Annotated in this window: 20 protein-coding genes and 1 riboswitch; of the genes, 1 reads left to right on the forward strand and 19 read right to left on the reverse strand. The window is 35.6% G+C overall.

The window, feature by feature from the left end; all coding sequences use genetic code 11:
- Window positions 1–76: 76 nt before the first annotated feature.
- The 4 genes from CLV00_RS01990 to CLV00_RS02005 all read right to left on the reverse strand — a co-directional run bounded on the left by CLV00_RS01990 (window position 77) and on the right by CLV00_RS02005 (window position 4667).
- Window positions 77–934, reverse strand: coding sequence for a prephenate dehydrogenase (locus CLV00_RS01990; protein ID WP_099713574.1), 858 nt, complete (start codon window positions 932–934; stop codon window positions 77–79).
- Between the two features lie 75 nt (window positions 935–1009).
- Complete coding sequence (locus CLV00_RS01995; protein ID WP_099713575.1) at window positions 1010–2155, reverse strand: aminotransferase class I/II-fold pyridoxal phosphate-dependent enzyme; 1146 nt, start codon at window positions 2153–2155, stop codon at window positions 1010–1012.
- Window positions 2152–2979 (reverse strand): prephenate dehydratase, encoded by an 828-nt coding sequence (locus CLV00_RS02000; RefSeq protein WP_099713576.1) that lies wholly within the window; start codon window positions 2977–2979, stop codon window positions 2152–2154. Before CLV00_RS02000 ends, CLV00_RS01995 begins: the two co-directional genes overlap by 4 nt.
- A 434-nt stretch (window positions 2980–3413) precedes the next feature.
- Window positions 3414–4667, reverse strand: coding sequence for a dicarboxylate/amino acid:cation symporter (locus tag CLV00_RS02005; protein ID WP_099713577.1), 1254 nt, complete (start codon window positions 4665–4667; stop codon window positions 3414–3416).
- A gap of 148 nt (window positions 4668–4815) precedes the next feature.
- Here CLV00_RS02005 and gldA point away from each other — a divergent pair, with 148 nt between their 5' ends.
- Window positions 4816–5712 carry a gliding motility-associated ABC transporter ATP-binding subunit GldA gene (gene gldA / locus CLV00_RS02010; protein ID WP_099713578.1) on the forward strand — a complete coding sequence of 299 codons (897 nt, stop codon included), beginning with the start codon at window positions 4816–4818 and terminating at the stop codon, window positions 5710–5712.
- Window positions 5713–5780: 68 nt separating this feature from the next.
- Here the strand turns inward: gldA and metF are convergent, their stop codons facing one another.
- From metF to thrA, 15 genes are all read right to left on the reverse strand, one after another.
- Entirely contained in the window at window positions 5781–6737 is a 957-nt protein-coding gene (gene metF, locus CLV00_RS02015) for a methylenetetrahydrofolate reductase [NAD(P)H] (protein WP_099713579.1), read from the reverse strand.
- Window positions 6738–6833: 96 nt separating this feature from the next.
- On the reverse strand, window positions 6834–9512 hold the full coding sequence (gene metH / locus CLV00_RS02020; RefSeq protein WP_099713580.1) for a methionine synthase: 2679 nt from the start codon (window positions 9510–9512) through the stop codon (window positions 6834–6836).
- A gap of 82 nt (window positions 9513–9594) precedes the next feature.
- Window positions 9595–10596 (reverse strand): homocysteine S-methyltransferase family protein, encoded by a 1002-nt coding sequence (locus tag CLV00_RS02025; RefSeq protein ID WP_099713581.1) that lies wholly within the window; start codon window positions 10594–10596, stop codon window positions 9595–9597.
- Between the two features lie 313 nt (window positions 10597–10909).
- Window positions 10910–11029, reverse strand: a riboswitch (SAM riboswitch).
- 92 nt (window positions 11030–11121) lie between these two features.
- Window positions 11122–12174, reverse strand: coding sequence for an NAD(P)/FAD-dependent oxidoreductase (locus CLV00_RS02030; protein ID WP_099713582.1), 1053 nt, complete (start codon window positions 12172–12174; stop codon window positions 11122–11124).
- 108 nt (window positions 12175–12282) lie between these two features.
- Complete coding sequence (locus tag CLV00_RS02035; protein ID WP_099713583.1) at window positions 12283–12864, reverse strand: bifunctional precorrin-2 dehydrogenase/sirohydrochlorin ferrochelatase; 582 nt, start codon at window positions 12862–12864, stop codon at window positions 12283–12285.
- Window positions 12864–13640 carry a uroporphyrinogen-III C-methyltransferase gene (cobA, locus tag CLV00_RS02040; protein WP_099713584.1) on the reverse strand — a complete coding sequence of 259 codons (777 nt, stop codon included), beginning with the start codon at window positions 13638–13640 and terminating at the stop codon, window positions 12864–12866. The genes CLV00_RS02035 and cobA overlap by 1 nt, the downstream gene beginning before the upstream one ends.
- The gene (locus CLV00_RS02045) at window positions 13633–15723 is read right to left on the reverse strand and encodes a HEPN domain-containing protein (RefSeq protein ID WP_099713585.1); all 2091 of its coding nucleotides are present in this window, start codon (window positions 15721–15723) and stop codon (window positions 13633–13635) included. Before CLV00_RS02045 ends, cobA begins: the two co-directional genes overlap by 8 nt.
- Before the next feature lie 29 nt (window positions 15724–15752).
- Entirely contained in the window at window positions 15753–16997 is a 1245-nt protein-coding gene (locus tag CLV00_RS02050; RefSeq protein ID WP_099713586.1) for a sulfate adenylyltransferase subunit 1, read from the reverse strand.
- Window positions 16998–17151: 154 nt separating this feature from the next.
- A complete protein-coding gene (cysD, locus tag CLV00_RS02055; protein ID WP_099713587.1) occupies window positions 17152–18051 on the reverse strand; it encodes a sulfate adenylyltransferase subunit CysD in 900 nt (299 codons plus the stop codon).
- A gap of 67 nt (window positions 18052–18118) precedes the next feature.
- A complete protein-coding gene (locus tag CLV00_RS02060; RefSeq protein WP_099713588.1) occupies window positions 18119–18820 on the reverse strand; it encodes a phosphoadenylyl-sulfate reductase in 702 nt (233 codons plus the stop codon).
- A gap of 14 nt (window positions 18821–18834) precedes the next feature.
- Window positions 18835–19737, reverse strand: coding sequence for a sulfite exporter TauE/SafE family protein (locus tag CLV00_RS02065; protein WP_099716196.1), 903 nt, complete (start codon window positions 19735–19737; stop codon window positions 18835–18837).
- A gap of 118 nt (window positions 19738–19855) precedes the next feature.
- Window positions 19856–20266, reverse strand: coding sequence for an Rrf2 family transcriptional regulator (locus CLV00_RS02070; protein WP_099713589.1), 411 nt, complete (start codon window positions 20264–20266; stop codon window positions 19856–19858).
- 198 nt (window positions 20267–20464) lie between these two features.
- Window positions 20465–21637, reverse strand: a complete 1173-nt coding sequence (locus CLV00_RS02075; protein ID WP_099713590.1) for a PLP-dependent aspartate aminotransferase family protein — start codon at window positions 21635–21637, stop codon at window positions 20465–20467.
- A 66-nt stretch (window positions 21638–21703) separates the two neighbouring features.
- On the reverse strand, window positions 21704–22129 hold the full coding sequence (locus CLV00_RS02080) for an OsmC family protein (protein ID WP_099713591.1): 426 nt from the start codon (window positions 22127–22129) through the stop codon (window positions 21704–21706).
- A gap of 179 nt (window positions 22130–22308) precedes the next feature.
- Window positions 22309–24723, reverse strand: coding sequence for a bifunctional aspartate kinase/homoserine dehydrogenase I (thrA, locus tag CLV00_RS02085; protein ID WP_099713592.1), 2415 nt, complete (start codon window positions 24721–24723; stop codon window positions 22309–22311).
- Window positions 24724–24731: the final 8 nt, after the last annotated feature.

Below are 24731 nucleotides of genomic sequence, written 5' to 3' on the forward strand. Positions count from 1 at the left end.
TAATTTTTATTTTTTTATTGTGTTGTTCTTCTTCTTGAAACTGTTTTCTGAGACTGCGCCTGCCCCAAAAAACGGTCTATTTTTTTACATTAATTCCGTTTAATATTTCCTTTATTTTATTGACACTTTGCATTTCATTATAAATCGCATCGTAATCTTCCTTTTCTAATAATTCTTTAAATTTTGATAAATTCGAAATGTATTCATCCAATGTTTTTACAACCTGCTTCCTGTTTTGTTTAAAAATTGGCGTCCACATTGCTGGCGAACTTTTGGCTAAACGAACCGTACTTTCAAAACCGGAACCGGCCATATCAAAAATATCCTGTTCGTCTTTCTCTTTATTGATTACCGTTTTCCCCAACATAAAGGCACTGATATGCGATAAATGCGATACATATGCAATGTGTTTATCATGTGATTTCGGGTCCATATAACGGATTCTCATTCCCATAGCGGTAAAAAGTTTCAATGCCTTTTCCTGTAATTTGAAAGTTGTTTTCTCTACTTCACAAATAATATTCGTTTTCCCTTGAAACAACCCTTTTATCGCTGCCGAAGGTCCTGAAAACTCCGTTCCTGCAATAGGATGCGTAGCAATAAAATTTCTCCTTTTAGGATGATGGGCAACTGCTTCACAAATAGGTGTTTTTGTAGAACCTACTTCAAAAACAATCGTATTGTCCCCAACAACATCCAATACTTTTGGCAAAACAATCAATGCTACATCAACAGGAACCGAAACGATTACAAAGTCAGCATCAACTAAATCATCAAATGTTGCCGCTCCATCAACAACTCCTAAAGCTAAGGCTTCCGCCAAATGACTTTCGTTGTTATCAATTCCATAAATTTTGGCTTCCGGATGCAGCGTTTTAATGTCCAATACCATCGAACCGCCAATTAATCCTATTCCTATTACAAATACTTTCATCGTTTTATTTTTATACCTACAATGTTTTAAAAACCTTGAAGGAAAATCTGAAATCTAGAATCGTTAATCAACAATCTAAAATCTATTTATAGCTTCTTGTATTTTTTCTTCTTTTACACAAAGTGCAAATCGAATATATCCTTCTCCATTAGAACCAAAAATGGTCCCCGGTGTAATAAAAATAGATTTGTCATATAAAATTTCATCAATAAATTTCTCTGCCGATGTAATTCCGTCTGGCAACTTTGCCCAAACAAATAATCCAACTCCTTCTTTATATACTTTACAGCCCAACTTCTCAGCTAGTTGTTCGGTAAGAATTCTGCGTTTTCTATAAATCGCATTCATCGATTCAAACCAAGTCTTGTCACTTTTCAAAGCTTCAATAGCTCCTTTTTGAATCCCGTAGAACATTCCGCTGTCCATGTTGCTTTTTACTTTTAGAACAGCATCAATACAAGCTGCATTTCCTAAAACCATTCCAACTCTCCAGCCTGCCATGTTAAAAGTCTTACTCAAAGAATTCAATTCTAAAGCCACATCTTTGGCGCCTTCTACTTGTAACAAACTCATCGGATTGTCATTCAAAACAAAACTATACGGATTGTCATTGACTAACAAAATGTTATGTTTTTTAGCAAAAGCCACTAATTTTGAAAACAACTCCAAACTTCCTCTTGCTCCTGTTGGCATGTGCGGATAACCAATCCACATGATTTTCACTTTAGATAAATTCAGTTTTTCCAAAGCTTCGAAATCAGGTTCCCAATTATTTACTTCTTTTAAGTCATAATAAACAGGCACTGCCCCTACTAAATTCGTCACCGAAGTATACGTTGGATATCCTGGATTTGGAATCAGTACCTGATCTCCTTCATTCAAGAAAGCCAGTGAAATATGCATGATTCCTTCTTTGGAACCCATCAAAGGCAAAATTTCGTTAGCTGGATTCAACGCTACTTGAAAGTTATTCTGATAAAAATCAGCCATACCTTGTCGTAATTCCGGCAATCCTTGATAACTTTGGTATTGATGCGCATTTTCATCTTGCATTGCCATAACAACTGCATCAACAACCGCTTGTGATGGCTGTAAATCCGGACTTCCAATTCCCATATTAATAATTGGTTTCCCCTCAGAAGCCAATTGTCTTACTTCTCTCAGTTTTGAGGAGAAATAGTATTCTTCAATTATATCCAGACGTTTCGCTGTAGTAATCATGGTTTTGTATTTTTATATTCGCCTAAAACCTTAAAGTATTCCGCCATAATGGTCAGTAATGCTTTTGCTTTAGTATAATCTTCGTATTTTTCGAAAGTAACATCCACAAAAAAGGAATATTTCCAAGGCGTTTCTATTTTTGGCAATGATTGTATTTTGGTTAAATTCAATTTACAATCACTCATCACATTTAAAACTGCCGCTAAACTGCCGCGTTTGTGATCCAATTCAAATTTGATGGAAGCTCTGTTTATTTCGTTTTCATCAACAAATGAGTTCTCCTTTTTAATAATAACAAATCGTGTCATGTTATTATTTATCGTCTGAATTTCCGGAGCCAAAATCTCTAAATCATACATTTCAGAAGCCGTTTTACTCGCAATTGCAGCAATTCCTTTCAACTGATGTTGATGTATTCTTCGAGCCGTTTCGGCAGTATCTTTATCTTCAACTAATTTTATGTCCGGATACTTTTTCAAAAACTCCATACATTGCAATAACGCCATTGGATGTGAATGCACTTCTAAAATATCCTCAATTTGTTGCCCTTTTAGCGCCATTAAATTTTGATGAATATCTAAATAATGCTCTCCAATAATGTGTAAATTGTTTTTATCAATCAAGGCATAATTCGGAATAATTGGTCCTGCAATAGAGTTTTCTATAGCCATAACCGCCTGATCTGATTTTCCTGAAAGCAAACTATCCACTAACTCTTCAAAAGACAAACACTCATCTACCTCAACATTTTGATAGTAATAATCCTGTGCCACCTGATGATGGAAAGAGCCTTTTATACCTTGTATTGCAATCTTAGTTCTCATTCTAAGTTATTATTTGTTTCTATTTGAAAATGAAATTTTGATTCGTATTATATCAATTTTCATTTATCTTATTTCAGTTATATTCAAAAAAAAATCCTGATTTTCATCAGGATTGTATATTAGTTTTATTTGTTTGTTTGTTTTCAAATAACCATAGCACAATCCCTTACTTCCTAAAGAAGAAATAATAAGTGTTGCTAAAATAAAAACGGTTATTAGACATTGTATGTTGTGTGTTATATTTAATATTTACACTGCAAATGTAGGGCTTATTTCAAACCGACCAAAAAAAAATTATTGTTTTATTTAACAAAAAAAGAATTCTTTGTGAAAGCTGCTTATTATTGCAAAATACCTAAAAAAGAGACTTCTAACCTATCTCTTATTACTGATTTCTAAATGCTTTTTTCAACTAATTCAAACTAAAAAAGCGTTTAAGCTGCTAAATTAGCCGAAAGCCATTTTTTTCCCTCTGCAATTCGGGTAACTACCATCGCTGAAACTAAATCTCCATTTGCATTCAACAGGGTCGCCATAGGATCTACTAAGGTTCCTACAATCATCGCGGCTGGTAAAGCTTGCTCCATAGGAAATCCATAAACGGTTATCGCTAGAATTTCACCTATATAACCTCCATTTGGAATTCCGCCCTCGACTACCGAAACAATTACTGTAATTCCCAATGCCACTAGTAAATTATAAGGATCTGTGAAATCTTTACCAAACATGGCAAAAATAACCGCGATTTTTATAATGGACGACATACTCGAACCGTCTTTGTGCAAAGGTGCGCCAAGTGGAATAACTACATTCCTGATATGACTCGGGATATTCATTTTTTCGGCGCCTTCAAGATTCGCCGGAATTGTCGCAATGCTGCTGCAAGTTCCCAATGCCGTTAATGAAGGCGTAATATTGTTTTTCCAAAATACTTTAAATCCTAATTTCCCTCCGGCGATAAAAGCATACAAACTAAAAAATACGACAAAGTAAAAAGCACAAACTGCATAATAAAGCCCTAAAGGTTTTGCGTAAGCACCAAATAATTGCGGTCCAAAAATCCCAACCTGATACGCAAAATAAGCACCCAAACCTATTGGAGCCGTTTTCATAATCATGTGTAACAATTGCTTCATCACTTCATTTCCTGAATTTAGGAAACGACTGAAATCTTTCCCTTTTTCTCCCGAATGCAAACTGGCAAATCCTATTAAAAAAGAAAATATAATGAGCGCCAACATATTTTTTCGAGATAAAAGTTCAAAAAAGTCACTTGCAGTAAGCAACTGGGTAATTTGTGAACCCGTAGAACTTTCCTGAATTGTTTCCAATGGAATTTTGGAAATGATAATATCTTGCTGAACAGGGAATAACAATACGCCAACAATCATCAAAATGGCCGAAATCAATACTGTACTTAAAAATACGCCAATGACGATTACAAATAACTTCCCCAATTTCTCTGATTTTTCTAAATTGGCAATCGAAGATGCAATCGTAAAAAAAATCAAAGGGATAATTGCCGTGAACAATAAATTCAAAAATATATCGCCCAAAGGTTTAATGACTTCCACTCCTTTCCCAAAAACTAAACCCAATATACTTCCTGCCAGAATCCCGCCAAGTAGCAATAAAATACTTTTGTAGTTTTTCAGAAAACTGCCTGATTGTGTATTTTTCAAATTCATATCTATATAGTTTATGGTAAATATATAAATCTAAAATAGAATATCATCTCGCTTTGTAAAACTTTGATAAAGGACTTTTTAGCTATTGGGTTACAAAAAACAATAAATCAATACTTTTTCTGTTTACTTTTGCAACAAATAAAATTCCATGTCAATAGAAGTTACTAATATATCCAAAAGCTACGGTGCCCAAAAAGCACTGGATAAGATTTCATTTTCCATTAATAAAGGGGAAATCGTTGGTTTTTTAGGTCCAAATGGAGCCGGAAAATCGACTTTAATGAAAATATTAACAACGTATATCAATGCCGATGAAGGTACAGCTATCGTAAATGGAAACGATGTAAACACACAGCAAAAAGCCGTTCAGCTTTCCATTGGTTATTTACCGGAACACAATCCGTTGTATTTGGATTTGTATGTGAGAGAATATTTGGCTTTTAACGCAGATGTGTACAAAGTAGCCAAATCCCGCATTGAAGAAGTAATTCAATTGACAGGTTTAAGTACCGAAAGTCATAAAAAAATAGGACAATTATCCAAAGGATACCGTCAGCGTGTAGGTCTTGCCAATGCTTTATTACACAATCCGGATGTTTTGATTCTTGACGAACCAACAACTGGTTTAGACCCAAATCAATTGATGGAAATTCGTAATGTGATTAAAAACGTAGGGAAAGACAAAACCGTTTTCCTTTCTACGCACATTATGCAGGAAGTCGAAGCCATTTGTGACCGCGTTATTATCATCAATAACGGCAAAATTGTTACCGATAAAAAACTGGACCACTTAATTTCCGAAGACAAGGAGCAAGTTATCGAAGTAGAATTTGATTATAAAATAGAGGAACAAGCTATTGCCAAAATCGAAAATCTTGTTTCTTACAAGAATACACACGACATGATTTGGGAATTGACTTTCAAAGCGGATAAAGACATGCGACCGGCTGTTTTTGATTTTGCTAATGCCAATGGTTTGAAAACACTTCAACTGAATCAAAAAAATAAAAACCTCGAGGCAGTATTTAGAGAGATTACGAAGTAGTTTACAACTAAAAAAGCTCGTTTAAATTTGATTTTAAACGAGCTTTTTTATAAAATACGATTAGGGAATTAAAAAACCTTACTCGCAATTTGTCTAATATTCTCTGATTTCCCCATAGAATAATAATGTAATACCGGAACTCCTGCAGCTTTCAATTCTAAAGATTGTTGAATTGCCCATTCGATTCCTACTTGTCTGATATCCGCATTATTTTTACATTGGTCAACTGCATGAATTAAATCTTCCGGCAAATCGATTCTGAAAATTTGTGGTAAGACTTGCAAATGTCTTTTTACGGCAATTGGTTTAATACCTGGAATAATAGGTACAGTAATTCCCATTTCTCTGGCTTTAGCAACAAACTCAAAGTATTTAGCATTATCAAAGAACATTTGTGTCACCACATAATCCGCACCTGCATCCACTTTTTCTTTCAACCTTTTTAAATCAGATTGTAAGGATGGAGACTCCAAATGCTTCTCCGGATATCCAGCAACTCCAATACAAAAATTGGCTTTATTATCAATATCCATTACATCGTGCAAATATTTTCCGCAATTCAATTGGTTGATTTGTTTCACTAAATCAACCGCAAAATCATTTCCTCCTTGTTTCGGAATAAAATATTGCTCGTCTTTCATCGCATCACCACGTAACGCCATCACATTATCAATTCCCAGATAATGACAATCGACTAATAAATACTCGGTTTCTTCTTTGGTAAAACCACCGCAAAGCACGTGAGGAACCGTATCTACGTTGTATTTATGCTTTATCGAAGCACAAATCCCAAGCGTTCCCGGACGCATTCTGGTCAGTTTCTTATCTAATAAACCATTGCCTTTATCCACGTAAATATATTCTTCGCGAGAAGTAGTTACATCTATAAATGGTGGTTTAAACTCCATCAACGGATCAATATTATCGTATAATTCCTGAATGCTTTTGCCTTTTTGAGGCGGAATAATTTCGAAGGAGAATAAAGTTTCTCCTTTTGCGTCTTCAATATGTTGTGTTACTTTCATTTTCTTTAGTTTGAAGTTTAAGGTTTAAGGTTTAAGGTTCTCTCGAACAACTTTAAACTTTAAACTTTAAACAAAATTTCAACTTTAAACTATTTTCTAATCTGCTATATTTGGGTTCAGCCATTTCATGGCAACTTCTGTCGATACGCTTCTTCGTTTGGCATAATCAATAACTTGGTCTTCTTTTATTTTTCCAAGTCCAAAATACCTACTTTCCGGATTTCCAAAATAATATCCAGAAACCGATGAAGCCGGCCACATCGCCATACTTTCTGTTAAAGTCACTCCAATTTCTTGTTCTACATTTAGTAATTTCCAAATCGTTGGTTTTTCTAAATGGTCGGGACAAGCCGGATAACCCGGTGCTGGACGAATTCCTTTATAAACCTCTTCAATCATAGCCTCGGTAGATAAATTTTCATCAGCAGCGTAACCCCAAATCTCTTTACGGATTTTTTCGTGTAAATATTCTGCAAAAGCTTCTGCAAAACGATCCGCCAATGCTTTCACCATAATCGAATTATAATCGTCTAAATCTTTTTCGAATTCAGCCGCCCATTCATCCACACCAAAACCGGTTGTTACACAAAATGCTCCCATATAATCCTTTTTACCGCTGTCTTTTGGAGCAATAAAATCAGATAAAGCGATATTTGGAGCACCTTTCGTTTTTTGTGATTGCTGACGCAAAGTCAAGAATTTCTCTAATACTTTTCCACTTTCGTCGCTCAATTCGATGTCATCATCATTCACTTGATTCGCTGGAAAAATTCCGTAGATTCCTTTGGCTGTCAGTTTCTTTTCTTTCAAAATAACGTCCAACATTTCTTTGGCATCCGCAAAAACCGAAGTAGCTTGTTCTCCAACAACAGTATCCGTTAAAATCGCTGGATATTTCCCAAACAATTCCCATGTTCTAAAAAACGGTGTCCAGTCAATATACGGAACCAAAACATCCAAATCGACTTCGATTGTTTTTGTTCCAATAAAATTAGGCTTCATTGGGTTGTAATTTTCCCATTCCAATTTCAGTTTATTGACACGAGCTTGCTCAATAGTCAAGAAATTTTTGTCACGCGAACGGTTCAAAAACGTCTCTCTAAAAGCATCATATTCTGCTCTGATGTCACTTGCATATATTTTTTTCTCACTGTTCAATAAATTTCCGGCAACCGTTACGGCTCTCGAAGCATCATTTACGTGAATAACCGTTTCTCTATACTGTGGTGCAATTTTCACGGCAGTATGCGCGCGCGAAGTGGTTGCTCCACCAATCATAACTGGAATTTTTATGTTTCTTTTGTCTAATTCTTTAGCCAAATACACCATTTCATCAAGCGAAGGTGTTATCAATCCGCTTAATCCAATAATATCAACATTGTGTTCTATAGCTGCCGCGATAATTTTCTCAGGCGCAACCATCACACCTAAATCAATAATCTCATAATTGTTACAAGCCAAAACAACCGAAACAATATTTTTACCAATATCGTGTACATCGCCTTTTACAGTCGCCATTAATATACGACCTGCAAAACTTGAAACACCATCTTTTTCGGCTTCAATGAATGGTAATAAATAAGCTACCGCTTTCTTCATTACACGAGCAGATTTTACCACTTGTGGCAAAAACATTTTACCCGACCCAAATAAATCTCCAACGACATTCATTCCTGCCATTAGGTTTATTTCAATTACTTCGATAGGTTTTGTTGCTGCAAGTCTGGCTTCTTCAACATCGATTTCTATAAATTCATCGACTCCTTTTACTAGCGAATGCGTCAATCGTTCCTGAATAGTTCCCGAACGCCATTCTTGAACTGTTTTTTCATTGCTCTTTACATCTCCTTTTACATTCTCGGCAAAGTCCAACAATCTTTCCGTGGCATCATCGCGTCTGTTCAAGATTACATCTTCAACGTGTTCTAATAAATCTTTTGGAATTTCATCGTAAATAGAAAGCATTTCTGGATTCACGATTCCCATCGTCATACCATTTTGAATTGCATGATATAAAAATACCGAGTGCATCGCTTCACGAACCGTGTCATTTCCTCTAAACGAGAAAGAAACATTACTTACACCACCACTAATATGCGCATGTGGAAGATTCTCTCTAACCCATTTTGTTCCTCTAAAGAAATCCAATGCGTTTAAGCGGTGTTCTTCCATTCCTGTTGCAACAGGAAATATATTCAAATCGAAAATGATGTCTTGTGCAGGAAATCCAACTTTGTTTACCAAAATATCATACGAACGTTGGCAAATTTCAACTCTTCGCTCGTAATTATCTGCTTGACCCACCTCATCAAAAGCCATAATAATTGCTGCAGCGCCGTAGCGTTTAATCAATTTAGCATGATGAATAAATTGTTCTTCCCCTTCTTTCAAAGAAATAGAATTCACAACACTCTTTCCTTGCACTACTTTTAATCCTGCTTCAATAATATCCCATTTCGAGCTGTCAATCATGATTGGCACTCTGGAAATATCAGGTTCCGCAGCGATTAGATTTAGGAATTTTGTCATAGCATATTCGCCATCGAGCATTCCTTCATCCATATTAATATCGATGATTTGTGCGCCACCTTCTACTTGTTCTTTTGCAATGCTAAGTGCTTCTTCGTATTTTTCCTCCTTGATTAATCGAAGGAATTTTCTAGAACCTGTAACATTCGTACGCTCACCAATATTCACAAATACGCTGTCCGGCGTAATGATTAAAGGCTCTAATCCCGATAATACAAGGTTTTTTCTAGTTTCTGCTTGTGCCATTTTTTATTTTTTTTTGCCCTAAAATCAATAATTACAAAGAATTCCTGGCTATAATTCAGACGCGATACATCGCGTCTCTACGTTACATTGTCGCTGTTGATACTCTAGGTTTATACTCCTTTGCGATATCAGCAATCAACTTGATGTGCTCTGGCGTTGTTCCGCAACAACCGCCTATGATATTTACTAAATTGTCGTCTAAATATTCTTTGATGAAAGCTTGCATCTGTTCTGGCGTTTCATCGTACTCACCAAATGCATTTGGTAATCCCGCATTAGGATGTGCCGAAACATTGAATGACGTATTATGCGCCAAAGTTTGTAGATATGGTTTCAGCAAATCAGCACCCAAAGCACAATTGAAACCTACGCTCAATAATGGAATGTGCGAAACCGAAACCAAAAAAGCTTCTACGGTTTGACCCGAAAGTGTTCTTCCTGATGCATCCGTAATCGTTCCGGAAACCATGATTGGAATATCAATATTACGTTCGTCTTTGACTTCTTCAATAGCGAAAAGTGCTGCTTTTGCATTTAACGTGTCGAAGATGGTTTCTACCAAAAGCAAATCACTTCCTCCATCAATCAACGCTTCTACTTGTTGTTTGTAAGCAATACGTAAATCATCAAAAGTTACCGCTCTGTATCCCGGATCATTAACATCTGGTGACATGCTGGCCGTTCTGTTTGTTGGTCCTATTGAACCGGCTACAAAACGAGGTTTACCTGGATTTTTGGCTGTGAATTCATCGGCTACTTCACGGGCGATTCTTGCTGATTCATAGTTGAGTTCGTATACCAAATCTTCCAGATGGTAATCGGCCATTCCGATAGTAGTTCCAGAAAAAGTATTGGTTTCAACAATATCCGCTCCTGCTTCAAAATAAGCTGCGTGAACGGCACGAATCGCTTGTGGTTGCGTTAATGACAATAAATCGTTGTTCCCTTTTAAGGAATGTGGAAAATCTTTGAAACGTTCTCCTCGAAAATCTTCTTCGGAAAAATTGTAGCGTTGCAACATGGTTCCCATAGCTCCATCGAGTATGAGTATGTTTTTTTTAATAGCTTCTTGAATTGTTGACATCTTTTGTTTTATTCTCGCAAAACATTATAGTATTAAGCGCTTATTATTAATTACAAAAGTTCAATATATTAGCTCTTTAGCCCCGATTACCTCACTTAATTACTATTTTCATAGGAGTTCGATGAACTACGTTTGCAGTGAAAATCCTTTCTCGTCCTGAACTTGTTTCAGGGTGAGAAAGATTGCAACGAAAGCGGGAACGGTATTAGCAAAAAACGCCAATTGTTCGCTCCTGATACTGAAATAAATTCAGTAAGCTAAATATCGATATGTTGTCAAGAAAGGGTTTGAGAAATACTAAGTGAGTATTTGTGTGTTATCTATCTTAAATACTGAAACTGGTTCTGTATAAAGTAGAATGTAGCACCTTCTTTAAAGATAAAGGGTTGCTAAGGTTTCATTGGGTCTTTCCCTCCGCCTTTCGTGATAACTTTCAATAAATATATGAACAGTGCAAAGTAAAGACATAGCGCTAATACTTGCAAGTATTAGCGCTATATTTTTTAACTAGTTTGTATTATGTTGTTAAACTATGGCTTTCACCACGGCTTTTGGAGCTTCTTTACGAGTTCCGTCAAATCCGTCAACACCAGAAACTGTAGTGTATTTCAATACATATTTCTTACCTGGATTGATGATTTGGTAGGCTGCCTGACACATTAATGTGGCTTCGTGGAAACCACAAAGAATCAATTTCAGTTTTCCCGGATAGGTATTTACGTCACCAATGGCAAAAATCCCTGGAATGTTCGTTTGGTAATCCAAAGCATTATTTACTTTGATGGCATTTTTTTCAATGTCCAATCCCCAGTCTCCGATAGGGCCTAATTTTGGTGTTAATCCAAAAAGTGGAATAAAATAATCCGTCGCAATGGTTCTATGTGCGCCATTTTCCTCAATATCAATTGACTCTAAATGTTCCGCTCCGTTTAAACCAACTACTTCTGCAGGCGTAATCATTTTTATTTTCCCTGAGTTCTTCAATTCCTGTACTTTTTCTACAGAATCTAAAGCGCCTCTGAATTCGTTTCTACGGTGAATCAAAGTTACCTCAGAAGCAACATTCGACAAGAAAATACTCCAGTCCAAAGCAGAATCTCCTCCTCCGGCAATCACGACTCTTTTGTCTCTGAATTTTTCCGGGTTTTTAATAAAGTATTTAATTCCTTTATCCTCGTAAAATTCGATGTCTTCAATCAATGGTTTTCTTGGTTCAAAACTTCCTAAACCACCTGCAATTGCTACCACAGGAGCATGGAATTTTTTTCCTTTATTTGAAGTCACAATAAAACTTCCGTCTTCTTGTTTTTCAATGGTTTCTGCACGTTCTCCCAGTGTGAATCCTGGTTCGAATTGCTTGATTTGTTCCATTAAATTATCTACTAAATCTCCGGCTAATACTTCCGGAAAACCTGGAATATCATAAATAGGTTTTTTTGGATATAATTCAGATAATTGTCCGCCTGCTTGTGGCAAAGCATCTAAAATATGACATTTCAGTTTTAACAATCCTGCTTCAAAAACTGCAAATAAACCTGTTGGTCCGGCTCCTATTATAAGTATGTCTGTTTTAATCATTTTTTTATTCTTTATGTAATGTAATTGTGCTAAACTATTTAATTGCAAATTAACGATTGATTTTTACTACTTTCAATGATAAATATCATTCGCTATTTTGTGCTGTTTTTATTCTTTATTTTTTAATGCTTCGGTGATTTCGTTCATCTTTTGTACTTTTTCTTCGAAATTTCCTTTTAGTGTCTTGCGATATTCATTCAGGTTTTCGACCATTTTATTGATATCGTCTGGAATTATTTCTTCGAAAAACTCCCGTAATCTTTTGGCAGTTGTCGGTGATTTTCCATTAGTTGAAATAGCGATTTTTACATTTCCTTTGGTTACAATTCCGCCCAAATAATAATCACACAAATCTGGTGTATCAGCAATATTGCAAATCAAATATCTTTTTCGAGACAAATCAAATACTCGTTTATTGACTTTTAAATCATCGGTACAAGCAATCACCATGTGTCGTTTCTTCAACATTTTTTTCTTGAACTTGGCTTTAGTCAATTTCACCGAAGGATGTCTTTCGACCAATTCTTCCAGTTCTGGCAAAAACCTTGGTGCAACTACCTCAACATTTGCATTCGGACTTGATTTCAACATGAAAGATAATTTTTCTAAACCCACGTTTCCTCCACCTACAATCAACACGTTCAGGTTTTGTAGTTTTAAAAAAACAGGATATAATTCATTTCTTTCCATTATAATCGTATTTCGTTTGATAGAAATTCTTCGTAAAATCCTTTCAACTTATTACTTTCTTTAACCACTTCGCCAATAACAATTATTGCTGGCGAACTTAATTTATTCTCAGCTACAACTACTTGAATTGTGTCAATCGTTCCAACTCCAATTTTTTCCTGTGGAGTAGTTCCGTTTTGAATAATCGCAACGGGAGTTTCTCCTTTGGATTCTTTTTGGAACAAAGAAACAATTTGTGATAATTTGCTCATTCCCATCAAAATCACAACAGTTGCTAACGATTGCGCTGCTAATGCAACATCATTAGACAAATTCCTATCAGAAGTTGTACCTGTAATTACCCAAAAACTTTCTGAAACGCCTCTTTTTGTCAAAGAAATTCCTTGGTAAGCGGGAACTGCAATCGAAGATGAAATTCCGGGTACTACAAATGTAGGGATTCCAAAACTTTCTGCGAATTCTATTTCTTCGCTTCCACGACCAAAAATAAATGGATCTCCACCTTTTAATCGAACGACATTTCCGTACGTAAGCGCATTATCAACAATCAACTGATTGATTTGGTCTTGCGTATATTCATGGCAACCTTTTCGTTTACCCACAAATATTTTTATGGCATTTTTTGGCGCATGAATCATTATTTCATCATTGGCCAGCGCATCATACAAAACCACATTCGCTTCAGCAAGAGCTTTTACTCCTTTCAGAGTAAGCAAATCCGGATCGCCAGGACCAGCGCCTACTAAAGTTATTTTTGGTTGTATTGTATTATGCATTAGCTAAATCTTTTGCTCTGTATTTTTCTATGTTTTCAAAAAAGGCAACTCCTTCTTGAATGTATTTTTGTGCAAATTCCGCAGAAGGCTCATTCGCTCTGATTTGGTATACTAAATCTTTGAACGTTGAATTCAACTCAATTTTATTGCTTTCGATGAAAACCGCGTCAAACAAATCGATAATTCCTGCATGGTGATTTGTTTTTTGGTTTTCAGCAAGCAATAATGCTTTAGCTCCATTTACAAATCCGGCATACGCTAAATAAATCGCATCAGCCCATTTTCCTTCATCAAAAGCTTCTTGTGCGAAAGTCATTTTGTCTTTGGCTTCTAATATTAAAGTAGCTACTAAATCAATTACTACACCAGCACATTCTCCTACTCCAACTGCTTTCACGTAGTTATCAGCATTACCCCAATCTACAAAATCAGCTTCGGTAAGATTAGTCAAATCGGCTAATGGTTTCAAAAACTCGTAGAAGTATTTCTCACCTTTGGCATCATAATAATTCAAAAATGACTGTCCGTTTCCGTTTGTTTCAAAATCATTTAAGATGAAACGCAATGCATCAGGTCCTCTTCGGCTTGGAATTTTGATTACTTTATCAGAAAATCTTCCGTTTCCGTTTCCTAAATTTCCTCCGCCTAATAACACTTGTAATGCTGGTGCCACTAATTTTCCGGAATTGATAGACATTCCCTGAAAACCAATTTCGGCCATATTGTGTTGTCCACACGCATTCATACAACCACTGATTTTAATCGTGATTTCCTTATTGTTGCTGTATTGTGGATATTCTGTTTCTAAAACTCTTTCCAGTTCTACTGCGATTCCGGTACTGCTTGCAATTCCTAAATTACATGTATCTGTTCCCGGACAAGCTGTAATATCTGAAATGGTATTGTAACCTAAAGCCACAAAATCTAATTTGGCTAATTCTTGGTAGAAAAAAGGTAAATTTTCTTCTTTTACGTGACGAATTAAAATATCTTGTCTCAAAGAAAAACGCAATTCATTAGCCGCATAATTTTTAACTAATTCTGCCAATGCTCTTGCTTTATCCGTATAAAAATCACCTAATAAAACTTTGATTCCAATCGCTACATAACCAGCTTGTTTTTGCGCGATTACATTTGATTTTTTCCAAGCTTCGAAAGCAGCTGCATCTTCGATTACTACTTTTGGAACTTCCAATAAAGGAGCTGGAATTTCACCATCAAAAGCAGTTGTATCGATTTCAACTGTTTGGTAAGACAAGGCTTTTTTCTCTTCTTCCACCAATCGTAAAAACTCGTCTCTTCCCAAATCTTTGATTAGGAATTTCATACGTGCTTTTAAACGTTTTGCTCTTTCGCCATAGCGGTCAAAAATTCTTAAAACACCTTCAGTTGTTGGGATAATTTGGTTTACCGGAATAAATTCAGAAAGTAATTCGGCATGACTTGGTTGTGAACCTAATCCTCCACCTAACATTACTTTGAAGCCTCTTTCGCCGTTTACAATTTTTGGAATAAATCCTAAATCATGCAAATAACTCAATCCTGTATCTTTATCTGAAGACGAAAATGACATTTTGAATTTACGTCCCATCTCTTGACAAACTGGGTTTCTCAAGAAAAACTGAAACAATGCGTGCGCATAAGGCGACACATCAAAAGGTTCTTCTCCATCGATTCCTGCCGTTTCACTAGCCGTAATATTTCTCACGGTGTTTCCACAAGCTTCACGAAGTGTAACATCATCTTTCTCTAATTCAGCCCAAAGTTGTGGTGTTCTATCCAAACTTACATAGTGAATCTGGATATCCTGACGCGTTGTAATGTGCAAACGTCCTGTTGAATATTCATCAGAAACTTTAGTAATTCGCAACAATTGTTCGCTGGTCACTTTACCAAAAGGCAATTTGATACGAATCATTTGTACGCCTTCCTGACGCTGACCATAAACTCCTCTCGCCAAACGAAGGCTACGAAAACGTTCGTCATCAATTTTTCCGTCACGGAATAAAGCAATTTTTCTTTCTAAATCGATAATGTCTTTTTGGACAATCGGATTTTCTATTTCGGTTCTAAAACTTTCCATCTGTGTGTTGTTTTTGGCAAAAGTTAGATTTAGTTTATAAATCCAACTCCAGCAGTTGTGTTGGTTGCAGCATCAATTAAAATAAAAGCGCCGTTTGATTTGTTGTCATTATAGGCATCAAAATACAAAGCTTTGCTTAATTTAATATTTACTTCGCCTATTTCATTTATAGCCAATTGAGTCGCTGGTGTAACTCCAGAATAATCTGTAGCGATTACGTTTTTCACGCTTTCAATTTTTGCCAAAACTCTGTTGGTATTGTGTTGTACCAAATATTTTGTTCCTGGAACTAACTTTTTGCTGTCCATCCAACAAATCGTTGTATTGATATCTTTTTCGATTTTAGGCAACTCATCCGATTTTACAATCATGTCGCCTCTTGTCACATTGATATCATTTTCCAATTCTAAAGTAATCGAAGAACCTGCTGTCGCTTCATCAAATTGCTGATAGAAAAAGTGAATATTAGTCACTTTAGATTCTGTCAAAGAAGGAAGAACCGTTACCGCATCACCCACTTTAATATTGTTTCCGTATAATTTTCCGGCATATCCTCTAAAATCATGATACTCTTCCGTTTTTGGTCTGATAACCGTTTGAACCGGGAAACGTGCTTTTCCTGTTTCAAAAATATCTTCTGGCTCTAAAGCTTCTAAGTGTTCCAAAACCGTTTGTCCAGTATACCAAGGCATATTCTCTGATTTATCAGCTACATTTCCTCCATTGATAGCACTCAACGGTATGTAACTTACGTTTTGCTCTTTGAATGAACTTTTGCTGTTCAATGCCTGAAAATCAGCTTTGATTTTATTGTAGACTTCTTCCGAATAATCAACCAAATCCATTTTGTTTACCGCAACAATCACTTCTTTTACTCTCAATAAATTATTAATAAAAAAGTGTCTGTACGTTTGCTCAATAACTCCTTTACGAGCATCAATCAAAATGATCGAAACCTGCGAAGTCGAAGCCCCCGTAACCATGTTTCGTGTATATTCTACGTGACCCGGAGTATCGGCAATAATGTAACTTTTCTTGGCTGTCGAAAAATAAATATGAGCCACATCAATCGTGATTCCTTGTTCTCTCTCAGCAACCAAACCATCGGTAGCCAAAGAAAAATCAAGATAATCATATCCTTTTTGCTTGCTGCTTTTTTCTATTGCTTCAATCTTATCTGTAGTCAACGATTTTGTATCGTATAATAATCTCCCGATTAAGGTACTCTTTCCGTCATCTACACTTCCTGCTGTTGCTATTTTTAAAACTTCCATTCCTTGTTTTTTGTTTGAAGTTTAAAAGTTTAAGGTTTTCAAAACACCTTATGTAAACTTCTAAATTTGATTTTTTTATTTTAAATGTTGAATTATAAATTTTAAATGTCTCGGAACAATTCATAATTTATAATTCATACCTTATAATTGTTTTCTAAAAGTATCCTTGTTGTTTTCTTTTTTCCATCGCGGCTTCAGAACGTTTGTCATCAATTCTGGCTCCTCTTTCTGAAATAGTCGAAGATCTGATTTCGCCTACTACTTCTTGAATTGTTGCTGCGTAAGAATCAACAGCGGCGGTACAGCTCATATCTCCAACGGTTCTAAAACGAACAATTCTTTCTTCAATTTCTTCATCTTCTTCTTGGTATACAAATGGAGAATGTGACCAAATCATACCATCTCTCAAGAATACTTTACGTTTATGTGAAAAGTAAATAGATGGGATTTCGATTTGCTCTTGCTCAATATAACTCCACACATCTAGTTCAGTCCAGTTAGAAATTGGGAAAACACGAACGTTTTGACCATTTTCAATTTTTCCGTTCAGAATATCAAATAATTCCGGACGTTGGTTTTTCTCATCCCATTGACCAAAATCATCACGAACAGAAAAAATACGTTCTTTAGCTCTTGCTTTTTCTTCATCACGACGCGCACCACCAATACAAGCATCAAATTTGAATTCTTCGATTGCATCCAAAAGTGTAGTCGTTTGCAAACTGTTTCTGCTGGAATATTTTCCTGATTCTTCCACCACTTTACCTTCGTCAATAGCATCCTGAACATTACGAACGATTAATTCCAATCCTAATTCAGCAACTAATTTGTCTCTAAATTCAATTGTTTCCGGAAAATTGTGTCCAGTATCTACGTGCAACAATGGAAAAGGAATTTTTGCAGGAAAAAATGCTTTTTGTGCTAAACGCACCAATGTAATCGAATCTTTTCCTCCAGAGAAAAGTAAAACCGGCTTGTCAAATTGAGAAATCACTTCTCTAAATATGTATATCGCTTCGCTTTCTAAAGCGTTTGTTTTTAATATGGTACTCATTATTATTTGGTAATTTGTTTATTTGTTTATTCGGTTAAACGACCAAACAGATAAACGATTAAACTTTTTATTTTTGGTGCAAACCACATTCTTTATGACTTGATTCCCATGACCATCTTCCTGCTCTGATATCCTCGCCTTCGGCTATAGCTCTTGTACAAGGCGCACAACCAATGCTTACAAACCCTTTTTTATGTAAAGCGTTTTGTGGCACATTATTTTTTTCTAAATAATCCTCTACTTCTTTCAAAGTCCATTTTAATAATGGATTGAATTTTATGATATTGAAATGAGCATCATATTCAAAAGCTGCCAAATCATTTCTATTTTCTGATTGCTCGGCTCTCAAACCGGTAATCCAAATTACATTTCCTTTTAAAGCTTTAGTCAACGGTGCTACTTTTCGAATGAAACAACATTCTTTTCTATTCTCCACCGATTCGTAAAAGCTATTTGGTCCTTTTTGATTTAACAAATTTTGAACTTCAGAAGCTTCCGGAAAATAAACTTTAATTTCCTTTTTATACTTTTTCAATGTCTTATGAAAAACGTCATACGTCTCTTGAAATAATCTCCCTGTGTCCAATGTAAAAATGGTAATTGGTAAATCATTTTGACCAATCAAAGCCGTAATCACTTGATCTTCCTGCCCAAAAGAAGTAGAGAAAACCACTTTATCTTTGAATTCATTAGCTAAAAACGAAAGTGTTTCTTCAAGTGAAAAATCCTTTGTTTTATCTAATAAAGTATTGGTTATTGCTATGCTCATAATTTCGTTTCTATTTATAATAATTTAGACAGTGTTTTTAAACTCAAAACAATAATTAAAATCCCTACCAAAATCATCATAGGTTTTCTCTTTATTTTATTGACTAAAATAGCGGCAATTGGAGCGGCAATCACACCACCTAAAATCAACCCTATAATCACTTGCCATCCTTGTATTCCTCCAAAAAGCATAAATGTTACACCACTGGCAAAAGCTACTGCAAACTCGGCTGCATTTACAGAACCGATAGTATATCTGGGATTTCTACCGTTTCCAAGTAAAGTTGAAGTCACAATTGGTCCCCATCCGCCACCACCGACAGCATCCATAAAACCTCCAAAAGAAGCCAAAACACCTAATTTTTTAGTTTTCTTTTTAATGATATTTTTTTTCAATGCTTTTCTAATAATTATAATGGCCAGCGCAATCATATACACGGCTATAAATGGCTTAATTGCATCTCCGTCAATCACATCCGACAGTAAATAAGCACCGGCAATAGAACCTAAAACACCCGGAATTAACAAATGTCTCACTAGCTTTTTATTGATATTCCCAAATCGATGATGAGAAATCGCTGAAGCTCCAGTAGTAAACATTTCAGCAACGTGAACTCCTGTACTGCTGATTGCGGGCGGAATTCCATACGCCAATAAAAAAGAAGTAGAAGTTGCTCCATAACCCATTCCTAAAGTTCCATCCACTAATTGCGCAAATATCCCGATACAGAAAAAGATTAAAAATTCCTGATTAAAACCAGCCAAAAAACCATTCCAAGAAAACTCAGCATAATGATTGTACACTAATGTCGAAAACAACCCTATCAGCAAAACAACAGGAATTACAACCCATAAACGCTCCGCGAAAGTATTTCCCGATTTTACATTGACATTAACCTGTTTCAATTCTTTGTTCATGCTTTTATAATTCAACTGTTTTTTATTATTTAAATCCATTACCCTATCGGAATACTAGATTACTGTGCAAAAGTAAAACTTTTAACTTAACTACAAAAATTTTTTTGTGATTTATTGTCTAAAATGCAATATCAGCCAGTGTATTGTTTTCCAATATCATAAGCGTATTGTCGCGAACTTCTGTCATTAGTTTACGAACTGCACAAGTGGCCTCATCCGTACAGTCGTCACATGGCTCATAAAAATTGTGGCTGGCACAAGGAAGTAATGCAATTGGCCCTTCAAGGATGCGATAGACATGGGCCATATTTATTTCCTTAGGGTCTTTTATCAGATAATAGCCTCCGCCCTTTCCTTTTTTGGCTCCTAAAAAACCAGAATGGCGTAACAGTAGTAAAATACTTTCCAAAAACTTAATCGAAATATGTTCACTCTTCGCTATTTCAGCAATTTGTATCGGTGTTTGATCTTTCTGGCGTGCCAAAAAGGTCAATGCTTTGATTCCGTATTTTGTTTTTTTTGAAAGCATTTTAAAAGATATAAGATTGGAAATTAACGATTTTTGATTTTAGATTTCAAAGTAATCTGAAATCTACATGTCTTTTATTGCAACAAAAATATACTTTTTGATTTAAGAAATACGGAATAGAAATTAACGATTTTTAAAATGCACAAAATGTGTCTTCAAAAACCGTTAATCTACTCCCGAAACTTCGGGCCTAAACTTTTATGAAAGCGCCTGCTCTAAATCGGCAATCACATCTTTCACGGTTTCCAATCCTACAGAAACACGAACTAAACCATCCGTGATACTTACCGCCAAACGTTCCTCAACAGTTAATTTACTATGTGTTGTTGATGCCGGATGCGTTACAATCGTTCTCGTATCACCTAAATTTGGAGACAACGAACATAATTTTATTTTATCCAAAAATGCTCTTCCTGCTTCTATTCCGCCTTTTATTTCAAATGCAACGATGTTACCGCCTAATTTCATTTGCTTTTTGGCAATTTCATATTGCGGATGCGATTTCAAAAAAGGATACTTCACTTTATTAACCTGGGGATGGCCTTCCAAAAACTCAGCCACTTTCAAGGCATTTTCACAATGTCTATCTAAACGAATCGCCAAAGTTTCTAAACTTTTTGATAATACCCAAGCATTAAATGGAGATAAGGAAGGACCGGTAAGTCGAGAAAACAAATAGATTTTTTGAATCAATTCAGCGTCTCCAACGGTAATTCCACCCAAAACTCTACCTTGACCATCTATTAATTTTGTAGCTGAATGCACTACCAAATTTGCCCCCCATTTTATCGGTTGTTGTAAATAAGGTGTCGCAAAACAGTTGTCAATAATCAAAATCAAATCATGCTTTTTGGCAATAGCACCTAACAGTTCCAAATCGATAATATCTACCGCTGGATTAGTTGGAGATTCTGCAAAAAGTATCTTTGTATTAGGTTTTATGAAACTTTCAATGGTTTCAGGCTTATCGATGTCAAAATACGATGTTTCAATTCCCCATTTTGGAAAATAATTAATAAACAATGAATGTGTCGCTCCAAAAACACTACTTGCCGAAACAATATGGTCTCCGGAGTTCAACAAAGCCGCCAAAGTTGAATACACAGCCGCCATTCCTGAGGCAAAAGCAAATCCCGACTCAGCACCTTCCATTTTACAAATTTTCTCTATAAATTCGTTGGTATTTGGATTGCTGTATCGGCTATAAATATTTCGATCTTTCTCCTCGGCAAAAGAAGCTCTCATATCTTCAGCATCTTCAAATACAAAACTAGAAGTTAAGTATAAAGGCACGGAATGTTCTTGAAATTGTGTTCTTTCTAATTGAGTACGTATGGCTTGGGTTTCAAAACCAAATTCTTGTTCGTTCATTTTATTTTTAGTTTAAAATTTAAGCTTTAAAGTTGTTTGGATATTCAAATCCAATCTTTAATTAAACTATAATGGTTTATTATTTAAAACTACTTTGTAATGTATCGTTGCGGTTGGTTCTAATGTTTTAGAAACCGAGCAGTATTTTTCAAAAGAAAGTTCTGCGGCTCTCGCTGCTTTTTCTTCATTAATTGGACCTTCCAAAAAGAATACTACTGTAATATCCTTGAATGGTTTCGCTTCTCCTACTTGTACACGTTCCCCTTCAACCTCAGCTTTGAAAGAAGTGATTTCCTGACGTTGTTTTTTCAAAATCGAAATCATATCAATGGCACTGCATCCCGCAACACCCATCAATACTAACTCCATCGGACTCGGCCCTTTATTGTCACCGCCAAATTCTGGTCGGCTATCTACATTTACTATGTGCCCACGTTCGTTTTTTAATTCAAAGTGGAAATTGTCGTTTACTCTGTTTAGTGTTATTTTCATATTAATCCCCTCCTCAACCCTTTCGCCACGGCGAAAAGAGAGCCAAGACTGGAGGCTGTCCCTTTTTTAATTAATTATATTTGTTCAGACGCGGATAAAACGGATTTGCTATCGCAAAAACTCGGATTTTTGTTTTTTACATCTGAAATCAAAAATCGTTAATCCACAATCTTAAATCTTTACCCTTTATCTGATAATCTCAAAATATCTCCAAAAACGCCTCTTGCCGTTACTGCTGATCCTGCACCTGCGCCTTGAATTACAATTGGTCTGTCGCCATACGATTCTGTATAAATTTCGAAGAAAGAATCCGAACCTTTCAATCCGCCTAAAGCCGTCTCTGAGGGTACAGAAACTAATTTTACTTCTAAATTTCCTTTATCATTTTGCAAATCGCCTGACAATTCACCTATGTATCGCAACACGTGATTTGGTTTTTGTTCGGCTTTTATTTTAGCATAAATTGGATCAAATTCCGTCAATTTATTTAAAAAACTAGAAACATCACCTTCTCGTAAATGTTCTGGAATTAAATTTTGAATATCAATTTCTTCAAACTCATTTTGCAAGTCTAATTCTCTTGCCAAAATCAATAATTTTCGACCTACATCATTCCCACACAAATCTTCTCTTGGGTCTGGCTCAGTATATCCGTTATCAATAGCTTCTTTCAATATTTCGCTGAACGGAACGTCTTTCGCAGAAAAATTATTAAACAAATAACTCAATGTTCCTGAGAAAACACCTTTAATTTTCGTGATGTTTTCACCTGAAAGATGCAATAATTTAATCGTATCAATCAACGGCAATCCCGCACCAACATTAGTTTCATAAAGATAACTCTTTTGATTATCCGCTAATACTTTTCGCAATTTTTTATAAAAACTATAACTCAACGTATTGGCCACTTTATTAGAAGAGATCAAATCGAAACTGTTTTCTGCCAAAGGAATGTAATTCTCAACAAATGTGGCACTTGCGGTGTTATCAATCGCAATCAAATTCTCCAAATGATGCTCATTTGCGTAAGCAATTACATCGTCAATAGTATAAGAAAAGCCATTGTTTTGAATCTCGTTTTTCCAATTTGGAGTAACGCCATTTTTATTTAAAAGTACATTACTTGAATTGGCAATAGCAAAAACATTCAGTTTGATGTCTTTCCTTTTTTCGATGGTTGCTGCCGATTCCAATATTTGGTTAATCAAAGTTCCACCTACTAATCCATGTCCGAAAATAGCAATATTGATTTTCTTTGAAACTCCAAAAATCTCTCCGTGAATAACGTTTAAGGCTTTGTTCAGTTGCGATTTTTTCACAACCAAACTCACGTTTTTACCGGTAACGGTATTATTGAAAAGAATCGGGACAATTTTATTTTTTATCAAAGCCGTATATGGCTTGTGAAACGTGCTCAAATCCTGGCCAATGATAGAAATCACCGAAACATTATCGGTAACCGTAATTTTATTCACATCTTTTGAATAGAAATCATTTTCGAATTCTTTTTCTAATTCAATCATTGCTTTAGTCGCTTTATCAGCGGCAACGACCAAACCAATTCCTCTTTCTGAAGAACCTTGAGAAATGATGCTTACGCTGATATCATTGTCTCCCATCACTCTAAAAATACGGGCATCAACGCCAGTTTTTCCAAGTAATCCTCTTCCTTCCAGATTAACTAATGATACATTTTCAAGTACCGAAAGCGTTTTAATACCTTCTTTGTTCGAATTGGATGTGATTAATGTTCCTTTATTTTCGTGGTTGAATGTGTTCAAAATACGAAGCGGAATGTTTTTTTCCAACAAAGGAATAATGGTCTTAGCATGAAGAATTGTTGCGCCAAAATTAGCCAGCTCATTCGCCTCGTTAAAAGTCAAATGGTCTATTTTCTTAGCATCAAGCACCAATTCAGGATTTGCGGTATAAATTCCGTCTACGTGTGTATAATTCTGTAATTCGTCAGCATTTAAGTAATTCGCAATCAGTGAAGCAGTATAATTACTACCGTTTCTTCCTAAAGTTGTCGTGTCATTATTATTATTAGAACCAATGAAACCAGTAACAATATTCACGGTAGTTCCGTTATTTTGTTTGAAATAATTGATGACATTTTTCTTTGAAATTTGTTCCAAAGGTTGTGCATCACCAAATTTCGAATCTGTTTTTATCAATTCTCGAGTATCAGCAAAACGGGCATTTATTCCATTTTCAACCAAAATAGCCGTCAGTAATTTTGCAGAAAGCAATTCCCCTTTTGATAAAATCTGGTCTTTAATTTTATTGCTGTAATCGCCAATTAAGCTTACGCCTTCGAATAATTTTTCCAAAACATTGAATTCCTCAGACAAATCTACCTCTTGGTAATTGTCTTGTTGATATTTTTTAAAGTCCTCAAAAAGCGGTTTGTAATCTCCGTTTTTAGAAGCAATACCTAAAATTTCTTCTAATTCATCTGTAGCATTTCCACGTGCCGATACTACAATTGCAATTTCTTCTCCTTGATTTACTTTATCGGTAATAATTGCAACTACTTTATTTATTCCGTCGCCATTCGATAAAGATTTACCTCCAAATTTTAATATTTTCATTGTGTTGT

Origin of the sequence: Flavobacterium sp. 11, assembly GCF_002754315.1 — a bacterium.
GTDB classification, from domain to species: domain Bacteria; phylum Bacteroidota; class Bacteroidia; order Flavobacteriales; family Flavobacteriaceae; genus Flavobacterium; species Flavobacterium algoritolerans.

Bases quoted from the DNA above. Each gene is read 5' to 3' on its own strand.
- CLV00_RS02025 (WP_099713581.1), bottom strand. From the start codon at position 10,596: ATGTCAACAATTCAAGAAGCTATTAAAAAAAACATACTCATACTCGAT.
- CLV00_RS02005 (WP_099713577.1), bottom strand. From the start codon at position 4,667: ATGAATTTGAAAAATACACAATCAGGCAGTTTTCTGAAAAACTACAAA.
- CLV00_RS02030 (WP_099713582.1), bottom strand. From the start codon at position 12,174: ATGATTAAAACAGACATACTTATAATAGGAGCCGGACCAACAGGTTTA.
- CLV00_RS02080 (WP_099713591.1), bottom strand. From the start codon at position 22,129: ATGAAAATAACACTAAACAGAGTAAACGACAATTTCCACTTTGAATTA.
- metF (WP_099713579.1), bottom strand. From the start codon at position 6,737: ATGAAAGTAACACAACATATTGAAGACGCAAAAGGAGAAACTTTATTC.
- cysD (WP_099713587.1), bottom strand. From the start codon at position 18,051: ATGAGTACCATATTAAAAACAAACGCTTTAGAAAGCGAAGCGATATAC.
- gldA (WP_099713578.1), top strand. From the start codon at position 4,816: ATGTCAATAGAAGTTACTAATATATCCAAAAGCTACGGTGCCCAAAAA.
- cobA (WP_099713584.1), bottom strand. From the start codon at position 13,640: ATGCATAATACAATACAACCAAAAATAACTTTAGTAGGCGCTGGTCCT.
- CLV00_RS02060 (WP_099713588.1), bottom strand. From the start codon at position 18,820: ATGAGCATAGCAATAACCAATACTTTATTAGATAAAACAAAGGATTTT.
- CLV00_RS02035 (WP_099713583.1), bottom strand. From the start codon at position 12,864: ATGGAAAGAAATGAATTATATCCTGTTTTTTTAAAACTACAAAACCTG.
- CLV00_RS02000 (WP_099713576.1), bottom strand. From the start codon at position 2,979: ATGAGAACTAAGATTGCAATACAAGGTATAAAAGGCTCTTTCCATCAT.
- thrA (WP_099713592.1), bottom strand. From the start codon at position 24,723: ATGAAAATATTAAAATTTGGAGGTAAATCTTTATCGAATGGCGACGGA.
- CLV00_RS02065 (WP_099716196.1), bottom strand. From the start codon at position 19,737: ATGAACAAAGAATTGAAACAGGTTAATGTCAATGTAAAATCGGGAAAT.
- CLV00_RS02050 (WP_099713586.1), bottom strand. From the start codon at position 16,997: ATGGAAGTTTTAAAAATAGCAACAGCAGGAAGTGTAGATGACGGAAAG.
- metH (WP_099713580.1), bottom strand. From the start codon at position 9,512: ATGGCACAAGCAGAAACTAGAAAAAACCTTGTATTATCGGGATTAGAG.
- CLV00_RS01990 (WP_099713574.1), bottom strand. From the start codon at position 934: ATGAAAGTATTTGTAATAGGAATAGGATTAATTGGCGGTTCGATGGTA.
- CLV00_RS01995 (WP_099713575.1), bottom strand. From the start codon at position 2,155: ATGATTACTACAGCGAAACGTCTGGATATAATTGAAGAATACTATTTC.
- CLV00_RS02070 (WP_099713589.1), bottom strand. From the start codon at position 20,266: ATGCTTTCAAAAAAAACAAAATACGGAATCAAAGCATTGACCTTTTTG.
- CLV00_RS02045 (WP_099713585.1), bottom strand. From the start codon at position 15,723: ATGGAAAGTTTTAGAACCGAAATAGAAAATCCGATTGTCCAAAAAGAC.
- CLV00_RS02075 (WP_099713590.1), bottom strand. From the start codon at position 21,637: ATGAACGAACAAGAATTTGGTTTTGAAACCCAAGCCATACGTACTCAA.